The following is a 20,986-nucleotide window of genomic DNA, read 5'->3' on the forward strand; positions in this document are numbered from 1 at the left end:
TGGGGGTGGATTCGATGCACGCTAGGGGGCATGTCGTGAAAACGATCATGAGTAGTACCGCCGTGGCGCCGGGAACCGGCCCGGCCACGGTGACGGGGCACACCGAGAGAACGGGAACGGGGTCGGGGACGGGGACGAACACGGGCACCACGACGGGGACGCGCACGACGACGAGCACGGCACCGCACACGACCGCAAGCACCGGCACCGGCACCGGCACCCTGATCCCCGTACGCCGGGACCCCGTCCACGAGGCGGCCGAGGACCTCTGTTCCGTCGTCCTGTCCTCGCTGCGCCGCAAGGACCAGCGGGAGAAGGGGCGGCAGTACGTGCGGGGGCTGCTCGCCCTCCAGGGCCGCAAGTCGATGCGCGGCATCGCCGGGCAGGTGGGCGGCCCCGCGGCGGAACAGAGCATGCACCACTTCATCTCCAGCTCCACCTGGGACTGGGAGCCCCTGCGCGCCTCCCTCTCGGGCTTCCTGGAGGCGACGACCCCGCTGACCGCGTGGGTGGCCCAACCGATGGCCATCCCGAAGGGCGGCGACCGGTCGGTGGGCGCGGCGCACCGCTTCGACCCCCACCAGGGGCAGATGTTCCGGGGCCAGCAGGCCTTCGGGACCTGGTTCGCCTCGGCCGCGCTGGTGACGCCGGTCGGGTGGCGGATGTTCCTGCCCGACGCGGAGGGTCCGCAGGACGCCGTGGACGAGCACGCCGCGCAGGCCGCGTACGAGCAGTGCGCGGCGGCGGCCGTCATCGAGACCGTGCGGCGCAGCGCGAGCGGCCCCCGCCCGGTGGTGCTCGACATCCGGCAGATCGGGACCCGCTCCACGATGAACCGCTTCGCGGAGGCGGGACTGCCGGTCATCGCGCGGGCGGCGGCCTCGACACCGCTGCTCGTCACCGATCCGACCCTGCCGGGGTACGGCGCCGGGGTGCGCAGCGCGCGCGAGATCCTGCAGTCGGTGAAGGGGCTGTGCACCCCGGTGGAGTGGACCGACCCCGATCCGGGACACCCGGGGGGCCGGCACCGCGGCACGCTGGCCGTCGCGGTGCGGGTGATGATGCCCGACCCGTCGCCGGCCCGACGCCGGCACCTGCTGCTGGTCGGCGAGTGGACCGATCCGCGGCGCGCTCCGGCGCAGGTGTGGGTGACCGACCTCGTACGGCTCCCCGTGGGCCCGCTGCTGCGGCTGACCAAGCAGGGCCGTCGGGTGGGCTTCGCCGCCGAGCACGGTGGCCAGGAGGTCGGCCTGCGCGACTTCGCCGGGCGGGCCCTGCCCGGCTGGCACCGGCACGTCACCCTGGCGTCGGTCGCCCACGCGGCCCGCGCGTTGACGGCGGGAACGGAGCACGGCCCGACGCCGTGACCGGATCGGATCCGTGCCGGATCGGCGCCATGACGGCCCGACGCCGTGCCGGATCGAGGCCGTGCCGGATCGAGGCCGTGACCGATGCGCCCCGGCTCCCCGCCCGTCGCCGACGGGCGGGGAGCCGGCGTCCCCGCGCCGGCTACTCCGGCCGGGCGCCCGCCGTGCGGCGTTCGTGCAGGACCGTCCGGGCCTTGCGCAGGCGCAGGGCCATCTGGATCTCCAGGGCCCGGCCGGGCTTCTGCCAGTCCGCACCGAGGAGTTCCGCGATGCGTTCCAGGCGCCGGGACACGGTGTTGGGGTGCACGTGCAGGGCCTCGGCGGCGTGCGTGGGGCTGCCGCCGGACGCGAAGTAGGCGTCCAGGGTGCGGGTGAGGCCCGTCATGCGGTCGCTGTCGTACTCCAGGACGGGGCCGATCGTCGACGCGATGAAGGACTCCACGTCGTGGTCGGCGGACAACAGCAGCCCGAGGAAGCCGAGTTCGCGCAGGGAGGCCGTGCCACCCGCCCCGTCGAGGGCGGTCAGCGCGTCCAGGCAGCGCACGGCCTCCGCGTACACCCGGGCCACCTCGCCCGGGCCGTCGGTGGGGCCGGCCGCACCCGTGGAGACGGCGTGCCCGAGCAGCGGCGACAGTTCGCCTGAAGCCCGGTGCGCGGCCGCGGAGGCGTCGCCGCCCGGCAGGACGAGCACGATGCAGCCGCGGCGCACCCCCTTGAGCCCGCCCATCCGGTAGGCGTACGAGGACGCCCAGGCGACGGCCTTGCCGAGTTCCCCGCCCTCGGGGCGGGCCACGACGACGACGTGGGGCCGGTCGAGGTCGATGCCGAGCCGGCGGGTGCGTTCCAACAGGTGCAGGTCGACGGAGTGCGGCCGTTCCAGCAGGTCGGCGAGCAGTTCGTCGTGGACGGGCCCCTCGGCGGCGGCCGTGCCCCGCTGGATCAGCATCAGCGAGGCCACCGACTGGGCCGCCAGTTGGAGGAGCCGTACGTCCTCCTCCGCGAGCGGCGCCGACGCGCTCAGCAGCAGCACCCCGAGGTCCTCGGCGCCCGCGAGGACGGGGGCGAGCCACAGCTCGCCGGGCAGCCGTACGGGCCGCCGGTCCATCTGCGCCTGGAGCGCGCCCTTGGTCACCGACTCCTCGTCCAGGTCGGGCAGTTCACCGGTCGCGGTCAACGGTCGCCCGCCCGGGTCCCGCACCTGGAGCACTCCGTCGAGCGCGTCGGCGGTCGCCCGGGCGAGGGTGGCCAGGCCGGCCCCGTCCAACACCAGTCCGGCGAGCCGGGCGTGACACTCCCACAGGTGGCGGACCCGGGTGAGGGCGGTGTTGGTACGCGAGCCGAAGGCCTCCAGCTCGGTGACCTCGTCCCGGGTCTGTTCCAGCAGCCGGGCCTTCTCGATGGCGACGGCCGCCAGGTCCGCGAGGGAGAGCAGCATGCCGATCTCGTCCGGCGTGAACTGCCGTACGGCGCGGTCGGATCCGTAGAGCGCGCCCAGCGTGGAGCTCCCGCGCCGCAACGGGACGGCGATGATGGCGCGCAGCCCCTCCGCCTCCACGACGGCGTCGATGCCGGGTGCGTGCACGATGGCGGGGTCGGCGAGGTAGTCGGCGGTCCACACCGGTGACCGACGCTCCTGGGCGATGCTGCCCAGCCCCTTCCCGGTGCCCAGTTCGAGCCCCACGTTCAGGGCGGTGGTCTCCCCCTCGGAGGTGCGCACGTACGCCGATCCGTCCGTGCGGGACAGCGACAGCCAGGCCATGTCGAAGCCGAGGAGCCGCCGGGCCCGACGGGTGATCAGGCGCAGCAGCCCGTCGATGTCGTAGGGCGAGGTCAGGTCGTGCGCGGTGTCCACGAGGGCGGTGAGCGCGGCCTCGCGCTGCTTGCTGCGATGCGCGTCCGCCCGTACGGAGCGGGCCAGATCCACCGCCCGGGCGAGGTCGGCGAGGTGTGCCTCCCCGGCGCCGGCGCAGCGGGCGTCCTCCAACAGGGCGTCGTACCGGCTCTGCGGGGCGTCCGCCGCGAGCAGTTCCAGTACGACCAGTGCCCCCGGTGCCCCGCCGTCGTCCCCGCTCATCCCGCCGCCCCCGTCCGACCAGCCCTTTTGTCCCGCGCCCCGAACCTAGGTTCCGTGCGACGAGGGGTCAAGCAGGGGACGGGTCCCGTCCGTCCGGGCCGGCCGGACCGTCAGCACCGGACGGCGCCGGCCAGGGTCAGGCGGGGGGCCTGGCAGGCGGAGCGGATGGCCTCGACGCGTTCCTCGGCGATCCGCAGCGCCTCCAGGTAGGGGAAGTCGGGGCGTGCGGCCGCCCTGCCGGCGGGGCCGCCGCGGCCGCGCAGGCCGGCGAGTTCCAGGCGCAGTTCGCGGTGCCGGCCGAGGGCGAGTTCCGCTTCGACCCACTGGCCGAGTACGGCGAGCCGGTCGGCGTCGAGCACTTGGAGGTGGGCGCCGAGCCAGGTCCCGGCGTCGATGCCGTCCAGCGCGGGGCCGGTCCACAGGGCGAGGGCGCGGCGCAGGCGCAGGGCCGCCCGCTCGAAGTCACCACGTTCCATGGCGCGGTAGCCGGCCCCGGATTCACGGGCGAACTCGCGGACGTCGGAGCGACCTCCGCCGGTGTCGAGAAGATACCCGCCGGGCCTGGCGGACAGCACGGACTCCGGAGTGCGTACCGAACCCGCCCCCATCGCCTCCGCGAACCGCTCGCGCAGGCGGCGCACGGCGGTGTGCAGGAGGGCGCGGGCGTGCTCGGGAGGGGTGTGGACCGCCAACTCGTCCGCGAGGACGGCGACGGGCACGACCTGGTCGGGCCAAGCGGCGAGGACCGCCAGCACGTGCCGGGACTCCGGCGTGGGGGCCGTGATGGGGACACCGTTCTCGATGACCCGCGGCGCTCCGAGTACCTCAATGTCCACAGTGTTCTCCCTGGGCAGGCGAGCAGAAAAATAATACCCGGAAGGATCTTTTAGGGAAGGGGCGGGCACGGACCGGAAGGAGTACGCACACCGGAGGGAGTACGCACGGACCGCAGGGTCACGCGGACAGGCTCCGGTCCGGGATCCCCTCCGGGACGGGGGCCGGCACGCCGCCCGGACAGCCCTGGTCGCAGGGGTGCACGCCCCGGGGACCGTGGAGCGCCCGCGCCCCCCGGCGCGGCGCGGTGTCCAGCCGGATCGCCACGGCGGGCACCACGACGCTGGGCATCACGTACGTGTAGAGCTCGGAGACCTGCTCGTCCAGGTCCAGGCCCAGGGTGTGGGCCATCGTGTTCAGCCCCGCGAACGATCCCACGATCATCCTCGACGGCACCACCGGGTCGACGTTCGGCAACAGCTCGCCGCGCCGCTTCGCCTCCTCCAGCACGGAGACGTGCAGGTCGATCCACGCGTGGTACGGGCCCGCCTTGTCGAGGTTGCGGCCCGCCTGGTCCAGGGTGAGGCGGGCGCTCGCGCGCATCAGCACCTCGTGCCGCAGCCGGTGCGCGAACACCATGCCCATGTCCAGGAACTCCTGGGCCTTGTACTCCTGGGGCAGGACCGTCGGCTGCTGCTCGTTCTGCGCGTCGATGACGGCCTGGGCCAGGCCCTCCTTGGAGTCGAAGTGGAAGTAGAGCGCGCCCTTGGTGACCCGGGCGATGTTGACGATGTCCGACAGCTTGGCCGCGTCGTAGCCGTGCTCGTCGAAGACCCGGGCCGCCGCCTCCAGGATCGCCTGACGCGTGCGCACCGCCCGGTCCTGCTTCACCTGGGGTCGCTCTGTCCTCATATGCCGTGTCGCCTCTCCTGCCCCGACGGATTTACATAACCGTGGGTACGTTTCTCTGAGTAGATTCCACACCATCGCGGGGCCGCAGTCCACCGCCGCATGCCACCCCGGGCGTATGTCACCTCGGGCCCCGTGCCCTCCCCCTCCCCCTCCGACTCGGCGTGCCCGCAGGGTCCGCGGGCCCTCCGGGCACGCGAAGGGGCCCGCCGGTCCGAGACGGACCGGCGGACCCCTTCAGGTCTTCGGTGGTGCTACTACTTCAGCTTGGTACCGGTGGAGCGCAGGTCGGCGCAGGCCAGCGTGACGCGCTTGGCCATGCCGGCCTCGGCCAGCTTGCCCCAGGTGCGCGGGTCGTAGGTGGACTTGGTGCCCACCTCGCCGTCGACCTTCAGCACACCGTCGTAGTTGCGGAACATGTGGTCCGCGACCGGGCGGGTGAAGGCGTACTGGGTGTCGGTGTCGAGGTTCATCTTCACGACGCCGTTCTCCAGCGCGGTGGCGATCTCCTCGGCCGTGGAGCCCGAGCCGCCGTGGAAGACGAAGTCGAACGGCGAGGACTTGCCGTACTTCTCGCCGACACCGGCCTGGAGGTCCTTGAGGAGCTCGGGGCGCAGGACGACGTTGCCCGGCTTGTAGACGCCGTGCACGTTGCCGAAGGACGCGGCCAGCAGGTAGCGGCCCTTCTCGCCCAGGCCCAGGGCCTCGGCGGTGCGCAGCGCGTCATCGACGGTGGTGTACAGCTCGTCGTTGATCTCGTGGCTGACGCCGTCCTCCTCGCCGCCGGTCGGGGTGATCTCGACCTCAAGGATGATCTTCGCGGCGGCGGCCTTGGCGAGCAGCTCCTGGCCGATGGCCAGGTTGTCGGCCAGGGTCTCGGCGGAGCCGTCCCACATGTGCGACTGGAAGAGCGGGTTCAGACCGCGGGCCACGCGCTCGGCCGACACCTCCAGGAGCGGACGTACGTAGCCGTCCAGCTTGTCCTTCGGGCAGTGGTCGGTGTGCAGCGCGACCGTGATGTCGTACTTGGCGGCGACGACGTGCGCGAACTCGGCCAGGGCGACGGCGCCGGTGACCATGTCCTTGTTGTACTGGCCACCCAGGAACTCCGCACCACCGGTGGAGATCTGGATGATGCCGTCGCTCTCGGCCTCCGCGAAGCCGCGCAGGGCAGCGTGCAGGGTCTGGGTCGAGGTGACGTTGATGGCCGGGTAGGCGAACTTGCCTGCCTTCGCCCGGTCGAGCATCTCGTTGTAGACCTCGGGGGTTGCGATGGGCATCTGTCCGCTCCTTGGATGTGCGGGGAGTGTGCTTATTGCGGGCCCTGACCTGGGGGCGACGTCATCGTCGCGCCTATCTTTCCAGACTCGGCGCGACACTCCACCCCTTCGGTCACCCCGGGGAGGGTGAGCCGGGCGCGGCGTTTCACGTGAAACACCGCGCCCCTTCGCAAACCAGCAGGTCAGGAGCGGAACGGGGACCTCCGAGGACCTTCGTCACCAGTTGTTCCGAGCCGGTCCCGACCACGATGCGAGACGCCTGCGGACCGCTCAGCCGAGGCCGAGGTCCCCGAGGCGGTAGCCGGTGAGGTAGGGCAGGCCCGCCTCGGCGATGGCGTCCGCGGCGCCGCGGTCCACGATCGTGGCGACGGCGACGACCTCGCCGCCGGCCTCGCGGACGGCCTCGACGGCGGTCAGCGGGGACCCGCCGGTGGTCGAGGTGTCCTCGACCACCAGGCAGCGGCGGCCCTTGACGTCGGTGCCCTCGATGCGGCGCTGCATGCCGTGGGCCTTCTGCGCCTTGCGGACGACGAAGGCGTCCAGCCGTCCGCCGCGCGCGGCGGAGGCGTGCAGCATCGAGGTGGCCACCGGGTCGGCGCCCAGGGTCAGACCGCCGACGCAGTCGAAGTCGAGCTCCGCGGTGAGGTCGAGCATGACCTGCCCGACCAGCGGGGCCGCCTGGCCGTCGAGGGTGATCCGGCGGAGGTCGATGTAGTAGTCGGCCTCCTTGCCGGAGGAGAGGGTCACCTTGCCGTGCACGACGGCCTTGTCCTTGATCTGCTGCAGAAGCGCATCGCGTACGTCAGTCATACCCCCGAGCTTAGATGCGCCCCGGGCGGCCCCCGCACGGCCCGCCCGCACACCGCGGCCGTGCGGCTACGCCAGGCGCCGCCACGTCCAGGTGCTGGACATCTCCAGCGGGTCCACGGGCGTGACCAGCTGCGGAAGCGTGTTCAGCCCGTTCGGCGGGCCGGACTGGGGCTCGACGCAGACGGCCTCGGGCTGCTCGTCGTAGATGACCACCCATTCGGCCCGGCTGGCGACCTTGAGCTCCAGTTCCCCGGGCCAGGTGAGGGTGACGTCCACGCCGTGGGGCATGCCGAAGCAGTCGTCCCAAGGGCCCGGCGCGGGCTCGATGCGGCGGCCGGTGGGGAGGTGGTCGGCGCCGCGCTCCTCCTGCCAGGCGGGGTCGAAGGCGACCTGCACCTCGGCGCCGTCGGCGGTGAGGGTCCGGTTGAACCAGGGGTGCCAGCCGGCCTGCGCCGGGAAGGAGTTCTCGTAGGTCTCCACGCCCATGGTGAGGGTCAGGGAGTCCTCGGACAGCTCGAAGATCTGCGTCACCCGACCGGCGTACGGCCAGGGGTCGACGAGGTCGAACGCGAAGGCGGCGCGGGTGGCGCTCGCTCCGGCCGGACGCCAGGACGTGTCACGACCGAGGCCGTGGATGGCGTGCGGCGGGTGGTTCAGGGGCAGCTGGTGGACGGTCGCACCGTCACGGAACCGGCCGTCCGCGGTGCGTCCGCACCAGGGGACCATCGGGAAGGCGCCGAAGTGCGGCCCCTGGCGCAGGAGCTCCGTCCCGTCGACGCGCAGACTGCTGATCCGGCAGCCGTTCTCCTGGTCGATGGTGATGTCGGCGCCGCCGGCGCTCAGTTGCGTGCTCATACGGCGACCCTACGGCGAGTCAGCGACGGCGGCGCAACGCCCTTCCGACCACGACCGCGGAGGCGATGGCGAGGGCCGCGGCCGGGGCGACCCAGCGCAGTCCGCCGGCCGCGCCGACGGTGGAGGGCGCCGGGACCGGGGCGTAGCGGCCGCGCGGGGGCGCGTGGTCCACCTCCTCGGCGCTCCGGCCGATCATCGTGCGCCGGGCGTGGGCGGCCTCGGCGGGCGGGCGGGCCGCCGCGGCGGGGCCGGCGGCTTCCGCGAAGTCGCCCTCCAGGAAGGGATCGAGGGACGGGGGCGGCACCTCGGTGTCGAACAGGGAGGCGCTGACCGCGTCGACGGGACCGGCGTCGCCCGCGTCCCCGACCCCTTCGGCGTCGGCGGCCTCCTCGGCCTCGGCGACGGGATCGTGCGGATCGGCATCGTCGCCCTCGACCACCGAGGCCGCCTCCGCCGCCAGGTTCGCGCCCACCCGGTCCAGCAGGCGCCGCCCGGCGACGGCTGTGGCCTCCGGTGCGAAGGCGGCGGCCCGCCCGTCGGCGGTGGCGCCGCAGGTGAACTCCAGCCGGGTCCCGCCCCCGTCCGGGACCAGCGTCAGCCCGAGGGAGAGCGTGACGGTGCCGTTGCCCCGCACCTCGGTGCCCGTGCCCTCGGCGGTGAACCGGTCCGGACCGCTCTCGGCGACGGTCAGCGCGCCCCGGTAGGTCACGGTGTGCCCGCCCACCCGCAGCTTGAGCCGCCCGGCCGTCGGTCCGGCGGCGGCGTCGGCGTCCTGCTGGAGCCCGGGCACGCAGCGCGCCACGCGAGCCGGATCGCGCAGCACGGCACGGAGGTCTTCCGCGGGGACCGGAACGAACACCTGATGCTCCATGCGGCCGAGCCTACCGAGGAGAGCCGCCGGTGCACACGGACACGACAGTCGTCGCAGCTCAGGAGTAGCGCGGGGACGGCAACGTGGAGGGCGGCAGGCCGTCGATCCGGGTCCGGGCCGCGTCCCGGGCCGCGTCCTGCAAGGCCTGCGTGGACACCGCGCGCAGTGCGGGCGTGTCCCGGTCGACCCGTAGTTCGGGGGTCCGCTCGCGGGAGGCGAGGACGAAGCCCCAGTCCTGCGGGGGCGCCCCGGCGCCGCCGAGCGTGCGGTCGGGTCCGGCGGCGAAGCCGGAGAGGCGGCCTCCGGTGCTGTAGGGGGTGGTGAGCAGCCCGGCGGCGCGCAGGGTGGTGTCGACGGTCCAGTACGTACGGGCCCGGGCGGTGAGGGCTCCCGCGTGGACGGCGATCCTCCCGCCGGGGTTCAGGGCCCGCGCGGCGAGCCCGTAGAACTCCTGCGAGTACAGCTTCGTGCTCGGGGTGATGCCGGGGTCGGGGAGGTCGGAGACGATGACGTCGAACCGGTCCCGGGCGGCGGGACCCCGCAGCCAGCGGAAGGCGTCCTGCGTGACGACGCCGAGGCGGGGGTCCTCGAAGGCCCGCCCGTTGAGCGCGGAGAGCATCGGGTCGGTGCGGGCCAGCCGGACGACGCCGGGGTCGAGCTCGACGACGGTGACGGAGGCGACGTCCCGGTAGCGCAGCACCTCGCGGGCGGCCAGCCCGTCGCCGCCGCCGAGGACCAGGACGCGGGTGTGCGGGCCGGTCATCGCGGGGTGCACCAGGGCTTCGTGGTAGCGGTACTCGTCGTAGCCGCTGACCCGCAGCCGTCCGTCGAGGTACAGGTCGAGGGAGCGCGGGGATCCGGTGGCCGGGCCGGTCAGCACGAGTTCCTGCACCTCGGTCCGGACGGCGACCCGGACCTCCCCGCCGTAGACGGCGCGGCGGGCGACCCGTTCGAAGTCGTCGGCGAGCAGGGTCGCGGAGCCGAGCGCGGCGAGGACGGCCGCGTTGGTGGCGATGAGCAGCCAGCGGCAGCGGGGGCTGAGGTCGCGGCGGAACAGCCACAGGACGAGCCCGCCGCCGGCGACGGCGTTGATGGTGCCGGTGAGCATGACGCCGTTGAGCTGGCCGAGCACCGGGAGCAGCAGGAACGGGAAGGCGAGTCCGCCGACGAGGGCGCCCACGTAGTCGGCGGCGAACAGGTCGGCGACCGCCCCTCCGGCGTCCTGCCGGCGGATCCGCTGGATCAGCACCATCAGCAGCGGGATCTCCGCGCCGATGAGGACGCCGATGGCGAAGGAGAAGCCGACGAGCGCGGTCCGGGATTCGCCCAGCCAGGCGAAGCTCGCGTACAGGGCCATGGCGGAGAACCCGCCGAGCAGTGCGAGCGCGGCCTCGATGGCGGCGAAGCCGAGGGCGGGCCGGCCGCGCAGCCGTTTCGCGAGGAGGGAGCCGACTCCCATGGCGAAGACCATGACGGACAGCACCACGGAGGCCTGGGTGACCGAGTCGCCGATCAGGTAGGAGCCGAGGGCGAGCAGTTCCAGCTCGTACACGAGCCCGCAGGCGGCGCAGACGAAGACGGTGGCCAGGACGAGGAGTCGGCCGGTCCGTGGCTGTACGGGCAGGGCGGCCGGGGCGTTCTGCACGCCCCGGGGCTCCGGCGCCGGGAGCACCCCGCGGGGGGCGGATCGGTCGATCATGAAGCGAACCGTACGTTACCGCCCACCGACACCCTGTCACCCACATGGGTGTAAGTACCGTCCCAATCCGGCCAGTTGGCGTAACCGCCCCGCAATCCGCCCCCGAGGGCGCCCCGGAGGCGCCCGTGCGCACGCCGGAGCGGAAGGCGGACGGGAGCCGGACGGGCGCCGGACGAGAGCTGGACCGGAGCTAGACGGGAGCGCCCATGCGTACGCCCACCCGGGTGCGGGTGGCGACGAGCTGACCTTCCTGGGGGTAGGCGTGCCAGGTCCGCCACCGGACCTGGCCCTCGTAGCGCTGGGCCAGCATGGCGGTGAACGCGTGGGGGCTGCCGGGAAAGGTGCCGGCCAGCCCGTTCGGGTGATCGGCGACGAGGGCGAGGAGTTCTTGGGCGCGGCCCGCGAACGAGCCCCGGGAGAGGTTCTCGACGCGCGCGGCGAACTCGTACTCCCAGTCACCGACGCGCTTGGCCACGCCGAGCGGAAGCGGGGTACTGCTTCCGGGCATGCAGGCGACGGTCTCCGAACAGAGCACCTCCCCCTCCTCCAGGAGCACCTGGTGAGAGGCCCCGAGCAGGCGGAGTTCCACTTTCGCGTCCGCGAGCTGGAGGTTCAGTACGGCCAGGGCGGGCAGCCGGTCCCGTCCCAGGGCCCAGGCGAGATCGGCGGCACGCGTGTCGGTATAGGTGGTCTGGAGGGTCGTGAGCATGAGTCGGCTCCGCAAACGCGCGAGGGAGATGGGCCGGAGCCCGCCAGCGGTAGTCAACGGGTGGGGGGACACCGGCACGGGTCCACAGGAAGTCCAGGGAGGTCCGAGGACTGGTCTACTCAACCGAGGGAATCATGAAAGGCACGGCACTCACAGCGTTTTTACCCAACTTGACGGGGTTTACATCCCCCCGGGGGCTACTCAGTTCACGTGTTCAACAGCATGCCGCCCGTACGCCGTAACGCCCGGCCGAACAAGTAGACGCCCGAGGGAAGTTGTCCCCCACGGGCGCCCTGTTCAACACTCGTCGGCGGGCCTTCCCGAAGGATCAGCCGGAGCCGCAGCCGCCCCCGCCACCACAGGACGAGGACGATCCGCCACACGAGGACGAGGACGACCCGCAGGACGACGTCGAGGTCCCGCCGGAGGGGCCCGAGTCGGACGGGGAACCGCCGCACGAGTGGCTCACGCCCGCGCCGCCCGATGCGGCCCACCAGCTGCCGGACCCGTCCGTACCGGACCGGCCGCGCGAGGACGACCGCGAGGACGACCGCGCGGAGTACGGGCGGTACGCGGCCGCCCGCTTCGCCTTCGAGATCAGGATCCCGACGACCGCGCAGGCCGCCACCACGAACACCAGAACCAGGACAAAGACCAGGACCACGGTCCTCGCCTCCTCTCGGAAACCCGGTCCCCCGGGGTGCGGGATCCCCTCGTCCCGCGTGACGGGGGGATGCCCCCCGGCCGATCGCGTCAAAGCACACTTGAGCAACTCCAGAGCTTCCCCGCAGGATGGCGCCCATGACCGCATCCGCGAGCAGCAGCAGCCGCCCCTTCCTCAACCGCCGCCTGGCGGCCTTCGGCACCACGATCTTCGCGGAGATGTCGGCCCTGGCCGCCCGCACCGGGTCGATCAACCTGGGCCAGGGGTTCCCCGACACCGACGGCCCCGCCGAGATCGCCGAGGCGGCCGTCCGGGCCGTCCGCGACGGCCGGGGCAACCAGTACCCGCCGGGTCCTGGCGTCCCCGAGCTCCGTACGGCCGTCGTGGAGCACCAGTGGCGCTTCTACGGGATGACGTACGACCCGGACACCGAGGTGCTGGTCACGGCGGGTGCGACGGAGGCCATCGCGGCGTCCCTCCTGGCCCTCCTGGAGCCGGGTGACGAGGTCATCGCGCTCGAACCGTTCTACGATTCGTACGCGGCCTGCATCGCGATGGCCGGGGCGGTACGCGTCCCGCTGACGCTGCGCGCGCCCCACTTCCGCCCCGACCTGGACGCCCTGCGGGACGCGATCACCCCGCGCACCCGGCTGCTCCTGCTGAACACCCCGCACAACCCGACGGGCACGGTACTCACCCGCGAGGAACTGTCCGCGATCGCGGAGCTCGCCGTGGAGCGGGACCTCCTCGTCGTCACGGACGAGGTGTACGAGCACCTGGTCTTCGAGGGCTCGCACATCCCCCTGGCATCGCTGCCCGGCATGCGCGAGCGCACGGTGACGATCTCCTCCGCCGGCAAGACGTTCTCCTTCACCGGCTGGAAGGTCGGCTGGCTCACCGCCCCGCCCGCGCTGGTCTCGGCGGTGCGGTCGGCGAAGCAGTTCCTGACGTACGTCGCGTCGGGGCCGTTCCAGTACGCGATCGCTGAGGCCCTGGCCCTGCCGGACTCCTACTACGACACCTTCCGCGCGGACCTCGCGGCCAAGCGCGACCTCCTCGCGGACGGCCTGACGGCGGCCGGCTTCGAGGTCTTCCGCCCGCAGGGCACGTACTTCATCACCACGGACGTCTCACCGCTGGGCGAGAAGGACGGCCTGGCCTTCTGCCGCTCCCTGCCGGACCGCTGCGGCGTGGTCGCCATCCCGAACCAGGTGTTCTACGACGACGTCTCCGCGGGCGCCACCCAGGTCCGCTGGGCCTTCTGCAAGCGGACGGACGTCCTGGAGGAGGCGGTGGCCCGCCTCGGTCGGCTGACGGCCTGACCCCGCCTGCGAAGGCGCGTCCGGGGCGGGAGGCGCCCGGAACGCGGCCGGCCACGCACCGCGGTCGGGATGACCGGGTGCGTGGCCGGGTTGCGCAGCGAAGGCCGCGGGCGACTAGTTGCTGTCGCCGTCGTCCTTCTTGTCGTCGCCCTCGGCGGAGTCGACTTCCTTCTCCAGGCCGAGCTGCTCCAGGAGCCACTTGTCGAACTCGATGGAGGCGCGGACCCAGCTGACCGTGGAGGACACGAAGTGCTCCAGGTTGACGCCGGTGCCGATCAGCATCTGCGCCTCACCGATCAGACGGACCGAGCCGTCGTCGTGGGTGTGGCTGTAGACCTTCGGCCACAGGGTGCGGCGGTTCCAGTCGTCGATGGACTCCAGCAGCTGCGGCTTGTCCTCGATCGCGTGGGGGCGGTCGTAGAAGGTCCGCACGGAGAAGACCTGCTGCTCGTCCTCGCCGCGGAACATGAAGTACGTGCGGAAGTCCTCCCACGGCGCCGCGAGGTCACCCTCGTCGTCGACGACGTACTTGAGCTCCATCTGCTCCAGGAGCTGCTTGACCAGGTCCTGGTCGGGGACGACGGGGCCCGCCGGTCCTGTGGCCTGCGGATCGGGCTGCTGCCCTCCGAAGTTCGGAATCGAGGCCGGGTCGATGCTCACCGTGTACTTCCCTTCGTGCGGATACAGCCATCCTCCACCATCGCGCCCACCCCGTGTCCACCCCTGCACGCGCGATCCGCTCCGGGCGGACAGGAGTAGGACCGGGGTAAGCGGCAGTGACCCTTACAGGGCCCTTCCGACCAGCAGGTCTTCGCCGGCGACGTCGACGCGTACGGTGTCCCCCTCCCGAACCTCGCCGGACAGGATCTCCTTGGCCAGCCGGTCCCCGATCGCGGTCTGGATCAGACGGCGCAGCGGCCGGGCCCCGTACGCGGGGTCGTTGCCCTTGTCCGCGAGCCAGGCCAGCGCCGCGGGCGTGATGTCGAGGGTGAGGCGACGGTCGGCGAGCCGCCGGGCGAGGCGGCCGATCTGGAGCTCGGCGATGTGGGCCAGCTCGTCCTTGCCGAGGGCCGAGAAGACCACCAGGTCGTCGAGCCGGTTCAGGAACTCCGGCTTGAAGGAGGCGCGGACCACGTCCAGGACGCGGGCCTTCTTGTCCTCCGCCGAGGTCGCCGGGTCCGTGAGGAACTGGCTGCCCAGGTTGGAGGTCAGGATCAGGATGGTGTTGCGGAAGTCCACGGTGCGGCCCTGGCCGTCCGTGAGCCGGCCGTCGTCCAGCACCTGGAGCAGGACGTCGAACACCTCGGGGTGCGCCTTCTCGACCTCGTCGAGCAGGACCACGCTGTACGGGCGGCGGCGGACGGCCTCCGTGAGCTGGCCGCCCTCCTCGTAGCCGACGTACCCGGGCGGGGCGCCGACGAGGCGGGCGACGCTGTGCTTCTCGCCGTACTCCGACATGTCGATGCGGATCATGGCCCGCTCGTCGTCGAAGAGGAAGTCCGCGAGGGCCTTGGCCAGCTCCGTCTTGCCGACGCCGGTCGGGCCGAGGAAGAGGAACGAGCCGGTCGGGCGGTCGGGGTCGGCGATGCCGGCGCGGGTGCGGCGCACGGCGTCGGAGACGGCCCGTACGGCCTCCTGCTGGCCGATCAGGCGGCGTCCCAGCTCGTCCTCCATGCGGAGCAGCTTCTGGGTCTCGCCCTCCAGCAGGCGGCCGGCGGGGATGCCGGTCCAGGCGCCGACGACGTCGGCGATGTCGTCGGGACCGACCTCGTCCTTGACCATGCTGTCCTTGGCGCCGCCGCCCTTGGACGCGGCCTCCTCCTCGGTGGCCTCGGCCAGCTCGCGCTCCAGCGCGGGGATCTCCCCGTAGAGCAGCTTGGAGGCGGAGTCGAAGTCCCCGTCGCGCTGGGCGCGCTCGGCCTGGCCGCGCAGGTCGTCCAGGCGTTCCTTGAGCTCGCCGACCTGGTTGAGGGACTGCTTCTCCTTCTCCCAGCGGACGGTGAGGCCCCGCAGGTCCTCCTCCTTGTCCGCCAGGTCCTTGCGCAGGCGCTCCAGCCGTTCGCGGGAGGCCGCGTCCGACTCGTTCTTGAGCGCCAGCTCCTCCATGCGCAGCCGGTCCACGGAGCGCTGGAGCTCGTCGATCTCGACGGGCGAGGAGTCGATCTCCATGCGGAGCCGGGACGCGGCCTCGTCGACGAGGTCGATGGCCTTGTCGGGGAGGAAGCGGGAGGTGATGTAGCGGTCGGACAGGGTGGCCGCGGCGACGAGGGCGCTGTCGTTGATGACGACCTTGTGGTGGGCCTCGTAGCGGCCCTTGAGCCCGCGCAGGATCGCGATGGTGTCCTCGACGCTCGGCTCGGCGACCAGCACCTGCTGGAAGCGGCGCTCCAGGGCCGGGTCCTTCTCGATGCGCTCGCGGTACTCGTCCAGCGTGGTCGCGCCGACCATGCGCAGTTCGCCGCGGGCCAGCATCGGCTTGAGCATGTTGCCGGCGTCCATGGCGGAGTCGCCGCCGGCTCCCGCGCCGACGACGGTGTGCAGCTCGTCGATGAAGGTGATGATCTGGCCGTCGCTCGACTTGATCTCGGCGAGCACGGTCTTGAGGCGCTCCTCGAACTCGCCGCGGTACTTGGCGCCGGCGACCATCGCGCCCAGGTCGAGGGAGACGAGGCGCTTGTTCTTCAGGGACTCGGGGACGTCGCCCTTGACGATGCGCTGGGCGAGGCCCTCGACGACGGCGGTCTTGCCGACGCCGGGCTCGCCGATGAGCACCGGGTTGTTCTTCGTGCGGCGCGACAGCACCTGGACGACGCGCCGGATCTCGTGGTCGCGGCCGATGACCGGGTCGAGCTTGCCCTCGCGTGCGGCTGCCGTGAAGTCCGTGCCGAACTTCTCCAGGGCCTTGTACTGGCCCTCGGGGTCGGGGCTGGTCACCCGCCGTCCTCCTCGTGCGTTCTCGAAGGCGGACAGCAGCTTCTTCGCCGTCGCGCCCTGGGCGGAAAGGACCTCACCGGCCGGTCCGCCCTTGGCGGCGATGGCGATGAGGAGGTGTTCGGTGGAGAGGTACTCGTCGCCGAGCCGACCGGCCTCGGCGTCGGCCTCGGCGAGCACGGCGAGCAGGTCGCGGCTGGGCTGCGGGGGCGCGACGGTGGAACCCGTGACGCTGGGCAGGGCGGCGAGCAGGCGTTCGGCGCCCGCGCGGACGGCGGCCTGGTCGGCCTCGGTCGCGGCGAGCAGGTCGGTGACGTTCTCGTTGTCCTCGCCGGCGAGCAGCGCCAGCAGCAGGTGGGCGGGGGTCAGGTCGGCGTGGCCGTCCTTCACGGCCCTGCTGGTGGCTGCGTTCAGGGCGGCACGGCTCTTGTTGGTCAGCTCGGCGTCCACTTTCGGCTTCTCCTCTCCGACGGGGATGACGGGGCGCGTAACTCTGACAGATTCAGCGTCTGCAAAGTTGAGTCTATTCCACTCAAGGCTGAGCGCGGCACGCTTCGGACGTACTCTCGGCCCATGTCCCATGACGTACTCAACCCGACGCCCGAGTACCTCGCCTTCTGGCGGGAGCGGCACGTCTGCACCCTGACCACCCCCCGACCCGACGGCACCCCGCACGTGGTGCCGGTGGGCGTGACGTACGACCCCGTGGCGGGGCTGGCCCGGGTGATCAGCAACAGGCACAGCAAGAAGGTGCGCAACATCCTGGCGTCGCCCGACGGGGCCGCGAGGGTGGCGGTGTGCCAGATGGAGGGGCGGCGCTGGGCCACCCTGGAGGGCCGGGCGGTGATCCGCACCGACGGGGCGTCGGTCGCCGACGCCGTGGAGCGCTACGCGGAGCGCTACGGGAGGACCCCCTCGCCCAACCCCGACCGGGTCGTCATGGAGATCACCCTCGACCGGGCCATGGGCCGGGCCTGAGACCGCCCCGGGCCCGCTGCGGCAGTGCCGGCGGGCCGGCCCCGGGCCGCGGACACGAAGTGATTGTCCGGTTCAACCACTGGACGCGGACATCACAACGGCGCCATCGTGGTCAGGTCCACGATGGCGCCGTTGTGTGGGGGAAGCGCCTGGGCGATCTGCAACGACGGGGGGATCGCGTCAGGCACTGCGGGGGGTGGCGGCGGTGATGTCGGGTTCGAAGAGCTGGTGGTCGCGCTGATCGAGATTGACGAAGACCATGCCGTACCGCACTTCGCAGCGGACGGGCTGCGGTGCGCCCCGGGGGCGGCGCAGGCAGCGGTACGCACGGACGTCCTCGTCCTCCTCGCGCACGACGACGATCGGCTGGCCGAACAAGGTGACCATCAACGAATCGCCCGTGTAGGGAATGGCGGTGGCGAGATCGATGAACTGCCACCCGGACCGGTAGGCCGAGGCCATCTCGCGCCGGAAGTCGCGGTCGTCGGGGGTCATCAGAGCGCCTTCTCGGGCACGAAGTTCCAGCCACTGTCCGGTTCTCCGGCGGGCCGGGTGTTCCAGCCGCTGTCGGGTTCACCTGCGGGTGTGTCGTTCCAGCCGCTGTCGGGCTCCCCGGCGGGGGCGGCGTTCCAGCCGCTGTCGACCGGTGCCGCGTTCCAACCGCTGTCCGACTTGCCCTTCGGCACGATATTCCAGCCGCTGTCACTGGCCAGTGCGCTCCCCGCATCGCCATTGACGGCGCTGACTGCCCCAAATACCGCAACAGCGGAGAAAACAACGGCAAGCGCCGAGCGAAGCATTCTCTTGTACATGGTCGGCTTCGTCCTCACTTGATGGAATCCTCTCCCCCGCACGTCAGACCATGGCTCATTCAGGCACGTTACGGCCACAGGGACGATGCATCATGTTCTTGCATGTTCAGGACCCTGGGGGGTGGAGATTTGCCCATAAACGACACAAACCCGACACATCCCCACCCCGTCACATCCATGTGCGACGAGGGGGCACGACTTTACGCAGCGGCACTGAGCACCGGCCGGGTACCTCGTAGCGAGGTGGAAAACATCCCCTGCCTGCTCGAATTCGCTCTGCTGCGTCCCGACCCGGATGACGCGAACCAGCTTCGCGCGGTTCCCCCGGCGGTCGCCCTCGCCCAGCGCCTGCATCCTCTCGAACGGGAGATCCAGGACCGTCGGCGCAGCGCGATCGACCTCACCGATGCATTCGAGCCGTTCCTGACCATCAGTGCGCAGAACCCCGCCAACACCCACGCCATCACCGTTCTGGAGGGGTTCGACCAGATCAACGCCGCCCTCGACCTGGCGACGGCCGAGTGCCACACGGAGATGCTGACGGTCCAACCCGGTGGTGCCCGGCCGTCCTACGCCCTCACCGAGGCACTGGAACGGGACGCCCCGCTCATCGACCGGGGCGTCAGCATCCGGACCCTCTACCAGCACACCGCGCGCCACAGCCAGGGCACGCTCGCCTACGTGGACCGCATCTCCACGGGCAAGGTCGAGATCCGCACCCTCGAAGAGCTCATCGAGCGGCTGATCGTGTTCGACCGCACCGTGGCCTTCATCCCCGTCAGCGACGACCGCAGGGTCGCCCTGGAACTGCGCCACCCCGGCCTCGTCGACTACCTGATCAAGGTCTTCGAGCAGTTGTGGCGGCGCGCCGTGCCGCTGAGCCAGGAAGTTACATACACCCACCGGCCCGACGGCATCTCGGGCGTGCAGCGCTCCATCGCCCAACTGCTCGTCGAGGGACACGTGGACGAGGCCATCGCCCGGCGCCTGGGGATGAACGTACGGACCTGCCGCGCGCACATCGCCAAGCTGGCCACCGCGCTGGGCAGCGGCAGCCGAGCCCAGCTGGGCTTCCTCATCGCCCGCTCGGGCATCCTGCGCGACTCCGCGGGCCCGCCGCCGCTCCCGGAGCCCTGAGGGGCCCACCAGGGGCCTCCTGGACGGCATATGCCCCCGACGTGGGGAAGACCCCGCCCGGAGCGTTCCGGGCGGGGTCTTCCGTACGTGCGGGGCGAAGGGGCGCCGAAGCCGGCCGCCGGCCGTTCAGACCTGCGGGCGCTTCGGGCCGGGCCGCCAGACGACCAGGGCGCTGCCCGGCTGCGGCGGCTGGTACGGGACCAGGTCGCGCCGGTACGAGGCGTGCACCTGGGCCTCGCGGGCCTGGAGGGCGGCGGCCGCCCCGTCCACGGCGGTGGACAGTTCGGCGACGCGCTGCTGGAGCGCGGCCACCTGGTTCTCCAGTTCGATGATCCGCTTGATCCCCGCCAGGTTGATGCCCTCGTCCTGGGACAGCGCCTGCACGGTGCGCAGGAGCTCGATGTCCCGGGCCGAATAGCGCCGGCCGCGGCCGGCCGTACGGTCCGGGGAGACCAGGCCGAGGCGGTCGTACTGACGGAGGGTCTGCGGATGCAGCCCCGAGAGCTGGGCGGCCACCGAGATCACGTAGACCGGGGTGTCGTCGGTCAGCTGGTAGTGGCTCCTGCGGCGGCCGTCCATCTCATGCTCCCTTCACCGACTCGAACAGCGCGGCGCGCGGGTCCTCGGGATCCGTCGCGTCGCGGTACATCTCAAGGGCCTCGCGGGCCTTGTCGGACAGCTCCGTCGGCACCGTGACCTCCACCGTGACGAGGAGGTCGCCGCGGGTGCCGTCCTTGCGGACCGCGCCCTTGCCGCGGGCCCGCATCGTACGACCGCCGGGCGTGCCCGGGGGAAGCTTCAGGGTGACCGCCGGGCCGTTCAGGGTCGGAACCTTGATCTCGGCGCCGAGGGCGGCCTCCGCGAAGGTCACCGGGACGGTGACCGTCAGGTTGTCGTCCTTGCGGCCGAACACCGGGTGGCCGTCGACGTGGACCACCACGTAGAGGTCGCCCGCCGGGCCGCCGCGCTCGCCCGGCGCGCCCTTGCCGCGCAGCCGGATCCGCTGGCCGTCGAAGACGCCCGCCGGGATCCGGACCTGCATGGTCCGCGAGCTGCGGGCGCGCCCGCTGCCCTTGCAGACGTCGCAGGGGGTCTCCGCGATCAGGCCGCGGCCCTTGCAGTCGGAGCAGGGGTCGGTCAGCGAGAACCCACCGCCGCTGCCCCGCGAGACCTGGCCCGTGCCGACGCAGGTCGGGCACACCCGGGGGGTGCCGTTCTTGTCGCCGGTGCCGGAGCAGGCCTTGCAGGGCGCCTGCGAGGACATCCGCAGCGGGACGGTCGCACCGTCCACGGCCTCCGTGAAGGAGAGCGTGACCTCGGACTCGATGTCCTGGCCGCGGCGCGGCTGGGTGCGGGTTCCCGGACCCTGGCCGGTGCCGCGGTTGAACAGGCCGCCGAAGACGTCGCCCAGGCCGCCGCCGAAGCCGCCGCCCGGACCGCCCTGCTGCTGCTGTCCTCCGAAGAGGTCACCGAGGTCGAAGTTGAACGAGCCGCCGGCGCCGCCGGGACCGGGGCGGAAGCCACCGTTCCCGAACAGCGCGCGGGCCTCGTCGTACTCCTTGCGCTTCTTGGGGTCCCCGAGGATGTCGTTCGCCTCGGAGATCTCCTTGAAGCGCTCCTCGGCCGAGGCGTCGCCCTTGTTGGCGTCCGGGTGGAACTCGCGTGCGAGCTTCCGGTACGCCTTCTTGATCTCGGCCTCGGTCGCGTCCTTCGGGACACCGAGGACCTTGTAGTAGTCCTTCTCGACGAAGTCCTTCGTGCTCATCCCCGGTGGCCCTCCTCTCGGTTCCCTAC

20 protein-coding genes are annotated in these 20,986 nt (G+C 72.2%); 4 read left to right on the top strand and 16 right to left on the bottom strand.

Annotated features, from left to right (window positions below):
* The first annotated feature begins 47 nt into the window (after positions 1-47).
* On the top strand, positions 48-1,367 hold the full coding sequence (locus tag ACFVS6_RS00485) for an IS701 family transposase (RefSeq protein WP_389699746.1): 1,320 nt from the start codon (positions 48-50) through the stop codon (positions 1,365-1,367).
* A gap of 142 nt (positions 1,368-1,509) precedes the next feature.
* On the opposite strand, the gene ACFVS6_RS00490 is transcribed toward ACFVS6_RS00485, so the two are convergent.
* From ACFVS6_RS00490 to ACFVS6_RS00535, 10 genes are all read right to left on the bottom strand, one after another.
* Positions 1,510-3,441, bottom strand: coding sequence for a helix-turn-helix domain-containing protein (locus ACFVS6_RS00490; RefSeq protein ID WP_389699747.1), 1,932 nt, complete (start codon positions 3,439-3,441; stop codon positions 1,510-1,512).
* A gap of 110 nt (positions 3,442-3,551) precedes the next feature.
* Entirely contained in the window at positions 3,552-4,277 is a 726-nt protein-coding gene (locus ACFVS6_RS00495) for a BTAD domain-containing putative transcriptional regulator (RefSeq protein WP_389699748.1), read from the bottom strand.
* Positions 4,278-4,395: 118 nt separating this feature from the next.
* Positions 4,396-5,088: a ScbR family autoregulator-binding transcription factor gene (locus tag ACFVS6_RS00500; RefSeq protein ID WP_389699749.1), complete on the bottom strand. Its 693-nt coding sequence runs from the start codon at positions 5,086-5,088 to the stop codon at positions 4,396-4,398.
* A 293-nt stretch (positions 5,089-5,381) separates the two neighbouring features.
* A complete protein-coding gene (gene fbaA / locus ACFVS6_RS00505; RefSeq protein ID WP_389699750.1) occupies positions 5,382-6,404 on the bottom strand; it encodes a class II fructose-bisphosphate aldolase in 1,023 nt (340 codons plus the stop codon).
* 270 nt (positions 6,405-6,674) lie between these two features.
* Entirely contained in the window at positions 6,675-7,214 is a 540-nt protein-coding gene (gene pyrE, locus ACFVS6_RS00510) for an orotate phosphoribosyltransferase (protein WP_389699751.1), read from the bottom strand.
* Positions 7,215-7,280: 66 nt separating this feature from the next.
* Positions 7,281-8,069 carry an aldose 1-epimerase gene (locus tag ACFVS6_RS00515; RefSeq protein WP_389699752.1) on the bottom strand — a complete coding sequence of 263 codons (789 nt, stop codon included), beginning with the start codon at positions 8,067-8,069 and terminating at the stop codon, positions 7,281-7,283.
* 19 nt (positions 8,070-8,088) lie between these two features.
* Positions 8,089-8,940, bottom strand: a complete 852-nt coding sequence (locus ACFVS6_RS00520; protein ID WP_389699753.1) for an SRPBCC family protein — start codon at positions 8,938-8,940, stop codon at positions 8,089-8,091.
* A 58-nt stretch (positions 8,941-8,998) separates the two neighbouring features.
* Entirely contained in the window at positions 8,999-10,639 is a 1,641-nt protein-coding gene (locus ACFVS6_RS00525) for a polyamine aminopropyltransferase (protein WP_389699754.1), read from the bottom strand.
* A 190-nt stretch (positions 10,640-10,829) separates the two neighbouring features.
* Positions 10,830-11,348, bottom strand: a complete 519-nt coding sequence (locus ACFVS6_RS00530; protein WP_281208144.1) for a DUF2617 family protein — start codon at positions 11,346-11,348, stop codon at positions 10,830-10,832.
* A gap of 206 nt (positions 11,349-11,554) precedes the next feature.
* Positions 11,555-11,806 (bottom strand): hypothetical protein, encoded by a 252-nt coding sequence (locus tag ACFVS6_RS00535; RefSeq protein WP_389699755.1) that lies wholly within the window; start codon positions 11,804-11,806, stop codon positions 11,555-11,557.
* Positions 11,807-12,140: 334 nt separating this feature from the next.
* Here ACFVS6_RS00535 and ACFVS6_RS00540 point away from each other — a divergent pair, with 334 nt between their 5' ends.
* On the top strand, positions 12,141-13,334 hold the full coding sequence (locus ACFVS6_RS00540; protein WP_389699756.1) for a pyridoxal phosphate-dependent aminotransferase: 1,194 nt from the start codon (positions 12,141-12,143) through the stop codon (positions 13,332-13,334).
* A gap of 114 nt (positions 13,335-13,448) precedes the next feature.
* Here ACFVS6_RS00540 and ACFVS6_RS00545 read toward each other — a convergent pair whose 3' ends face one another.
* The gene (locus ACFVS6_RS00545) at positions 13,449-13,994 is read right to left on the bottom strand and encodes a YbjN domain-containing protein (RefSeq protein ID WP_385575282.1); all 546 of its coding nucleotides are present in this window, start codon (positions 13,992-13,994) and stop codon (positions 13,449-13,451) included.
* A 123-nt stretch (positions 13,995-14,117) separates the two neighbouring features.
* Entirely contained in the window at positions 14,118-16,715 is a 2,598-nt protein-coding gene (clpB, locus tag ACFVS6_RS00550) for an ATP-dependent chaperone ClpB (RefSeq protein ID WP_389699757.1), read from the bottom strand.
* A gap of 123 nt (positions 16,716-16,838) precedes the next feature.
* On the opposite strand from clpB, the gene ACFVS6_RS00555 reads away from it, so the two are divergent.
* Positions 16,839-17,243: a pyridoxamine 5'-phosphate oxidase family protein gene (locus ACFVS6_RS00555; RefSeq protein WP_389699758.1), complete on the top strand. Its 405-nt coding sequence runs from the start codon at positions 16,839-16,841 to the stop codon at positions 17,241-17,243.
* A gap of 180 nt (positions 17,244-17,423) precedes the next feature.
* Here ACFVS6_RS00555 and ACFVS6_RS00560 read toward each other — a convergent pair whose 3' ends face one another.
* Entirely contained in the window at positions 17,424-17,738 is a 315-nt protein-coding gene (locus ACFVS6_RS00560) for a (2Fe-2S)-binding protein (protein ID WP_362125672.1), read from the bottom strand.
* Positions 17,738-18,055 (bottom strand): hypothetical protein, encoded by a 318-nt coding sequence (locus ACFVS6_RS00565; RefSeq protein ID WP_389699759.1) that lies wholly within the window; start codon positions 18,053-18,055, stop codon positions 17,738-17,740. The genes ACFVS6_RS00560 and ACFVS6_RS00565 overlap by 1 nt, the downstream gene beginning before the upstream one ends.
* Before the next feature lie 102 nt (positions 18,056-18,157).
* On the opposite strand from ACFVS6_RS00565, the gene ACFVS6_RS00570 reads away from it, so the two are divergent.
* Positions 18,158-19,192: a helix-turn-helix transcriptional regulator gene (locus ACFVS6_RS00570; RefSeq protein ID WP_281208136.1), complete on the top strand. Its 1,035-nt coding sequence runs from the start codon at positions 18,158-18,160 to the stop codon at positions 19,190-19,192.
* Between the two features lie 126 nt (positions 19,193-19,318).
* Here the strand turns inward: ACFVS6_RS00570 and ACFVS6_RS00575 are convergent, their stop codons facing one another.
* The gene (locus ACFVS6_RS00575; protein ID WP_281208135.1) at positions 19,319-19,771 is read right to left on the bottom strand and encodes a heat shock protein transcriptional repressor HspR; all 453 of its coding nucleotides are present in this window, start codon (positions 19,769-19,771) and stop codon (positions 19,319-19,321) included.
* A gap of 1 nt (position 19,772) precedes the next feature.
* Positions 19,773-20,957 carry a molecular chaperone DnaJ gene (gene dnaJ / locus ACFVS6_RS00580; RefSeq protein ID WP_389699760.1) on the bottom strand — a complete coding sequence of 395 codons (1,185 nt, stop codon included), beginning with the start codon at positions 20,955-20,957 and terminating at the stop codon, positions 19,773-19,775.
* Positions 20,958-20,986 lie beyond the last annotated feature (29 nt).

It is taken from the genome of Streptomyces sp. NPDC057939 (genome assembly GCF_042887545.1).
Classification (GTDB): domain Bacteria; phylum Actinomycetota; class Actinomycetes; order Streptomycetales; family Streptomycetaceae; genus Streptomyces.

Bases quoted from the DNA above. Each gene is read 5' to 3' on its own strand.
- ACFVS6_RS00570 (WP_281208136.1), top strand. From the start codon at position 18,158: ATGTTCAGGACCCTGGGGGGTGGAGATTTGCCCATAAACGACACAAAC.
- ACFVS6_RS00555 (WP_389699758.1), top strand. From the start codon at position 16,839: ATGTCCCATGACGTACTCAACCCGACGCCCGAGTACCTCGCCTTCTGG.
- ACFVS6_RS00565 (WP_389699759.1), bottom strand. From the start codon at position 18,055: ATGTACAAGAGAATGCTTCGCTCGGCGCTTGCCGTTGTTTTCTCCGCT.
- ACFVS6_RS00490 (WP_389699747.1), bottom strand. From the start codon at position 3,441: ATGAGCGGGGACGACGGCGGGGCACCGGGGGCACTGGTCGTACTGGAA.
- ACFVS6_RS00575 (WP_281208135.1), bottom strand. From the start codon at position 19,771: ATGGACGGCCGCCGCAGGAGCCACTACCAGCTGACCGACGACACCCCG.
- fbaA (WP_389699750.1), bottom strand. From the start codon at position 6,404: ATGCCCATCGCAACCCCCGAGGTCTACAACGAGATGCTCGACCGGGCG.
- ACFVS6_RS00540 (WP_389699756.1), top strand. From the start codon at position 12,141: ATGGCGCCCATGACCGCATCCGCGAGCAGCAGCAGCCGCCCCTTCCTC.
- dnaJ (WP_389699760.1), bottom strand. From the start codon at position 20,957: ATGAGCACGAAGGACTTCGTCGAGAAGGACTACTACAAGGTCCTCGGT.
- ACFVS6_RS00520 (WP_389699753.1), bottom strand. From the start codon at position 8,940: ATGGAGCATCAGGTGTTCGTTCCGGTCCCCGCGGAAGACCTCCGTGCC.
- pyrE (WP_389699751.1), bottom strand. From the start codon at position 7,214: ATGACTGACGTACGCGATGCGCTTCTGCAGCAGATCAAGGACAAGGCC.
- ACFVS6_RS00530 (WP_281208144.1), bottom strand. From the start codon at position 11,348: ATGCTCACGACCCTCCAGACCACCTATACCGACACGCGTGCCGCCGAT.
- ACFVS6_RS00485 (WP_389699746.1), top strand. From the start codon at position 48: ATGAGTAGTACCGCCGTGGCGCCGGGAACCGGCCCGGCCACGGTGACG.
- ACFVS6_RS00525 (WP_389699754.1), bottom strand. From the start codon at position 10,639: ATGATCGACCGATCCGCCCCCCGCGGGGTGCTCCCGGCGCCGGAGCCC.
- ACFVS6_RS00515 (WP_389699752.1), bottom strand. From the start codon at position 8,069: ATGAGCACGCAACTGAGCGCCGGCGGCGCCGACATCACCATCGACCAG.
- ACFVS6_RS00560 (WP_362125672.1), bottom strand. From the start codon at position 17,738: ATGACCCCCGACGACCGCGACTTCCGGCGCGAGATGGCCTCGGCCTAC.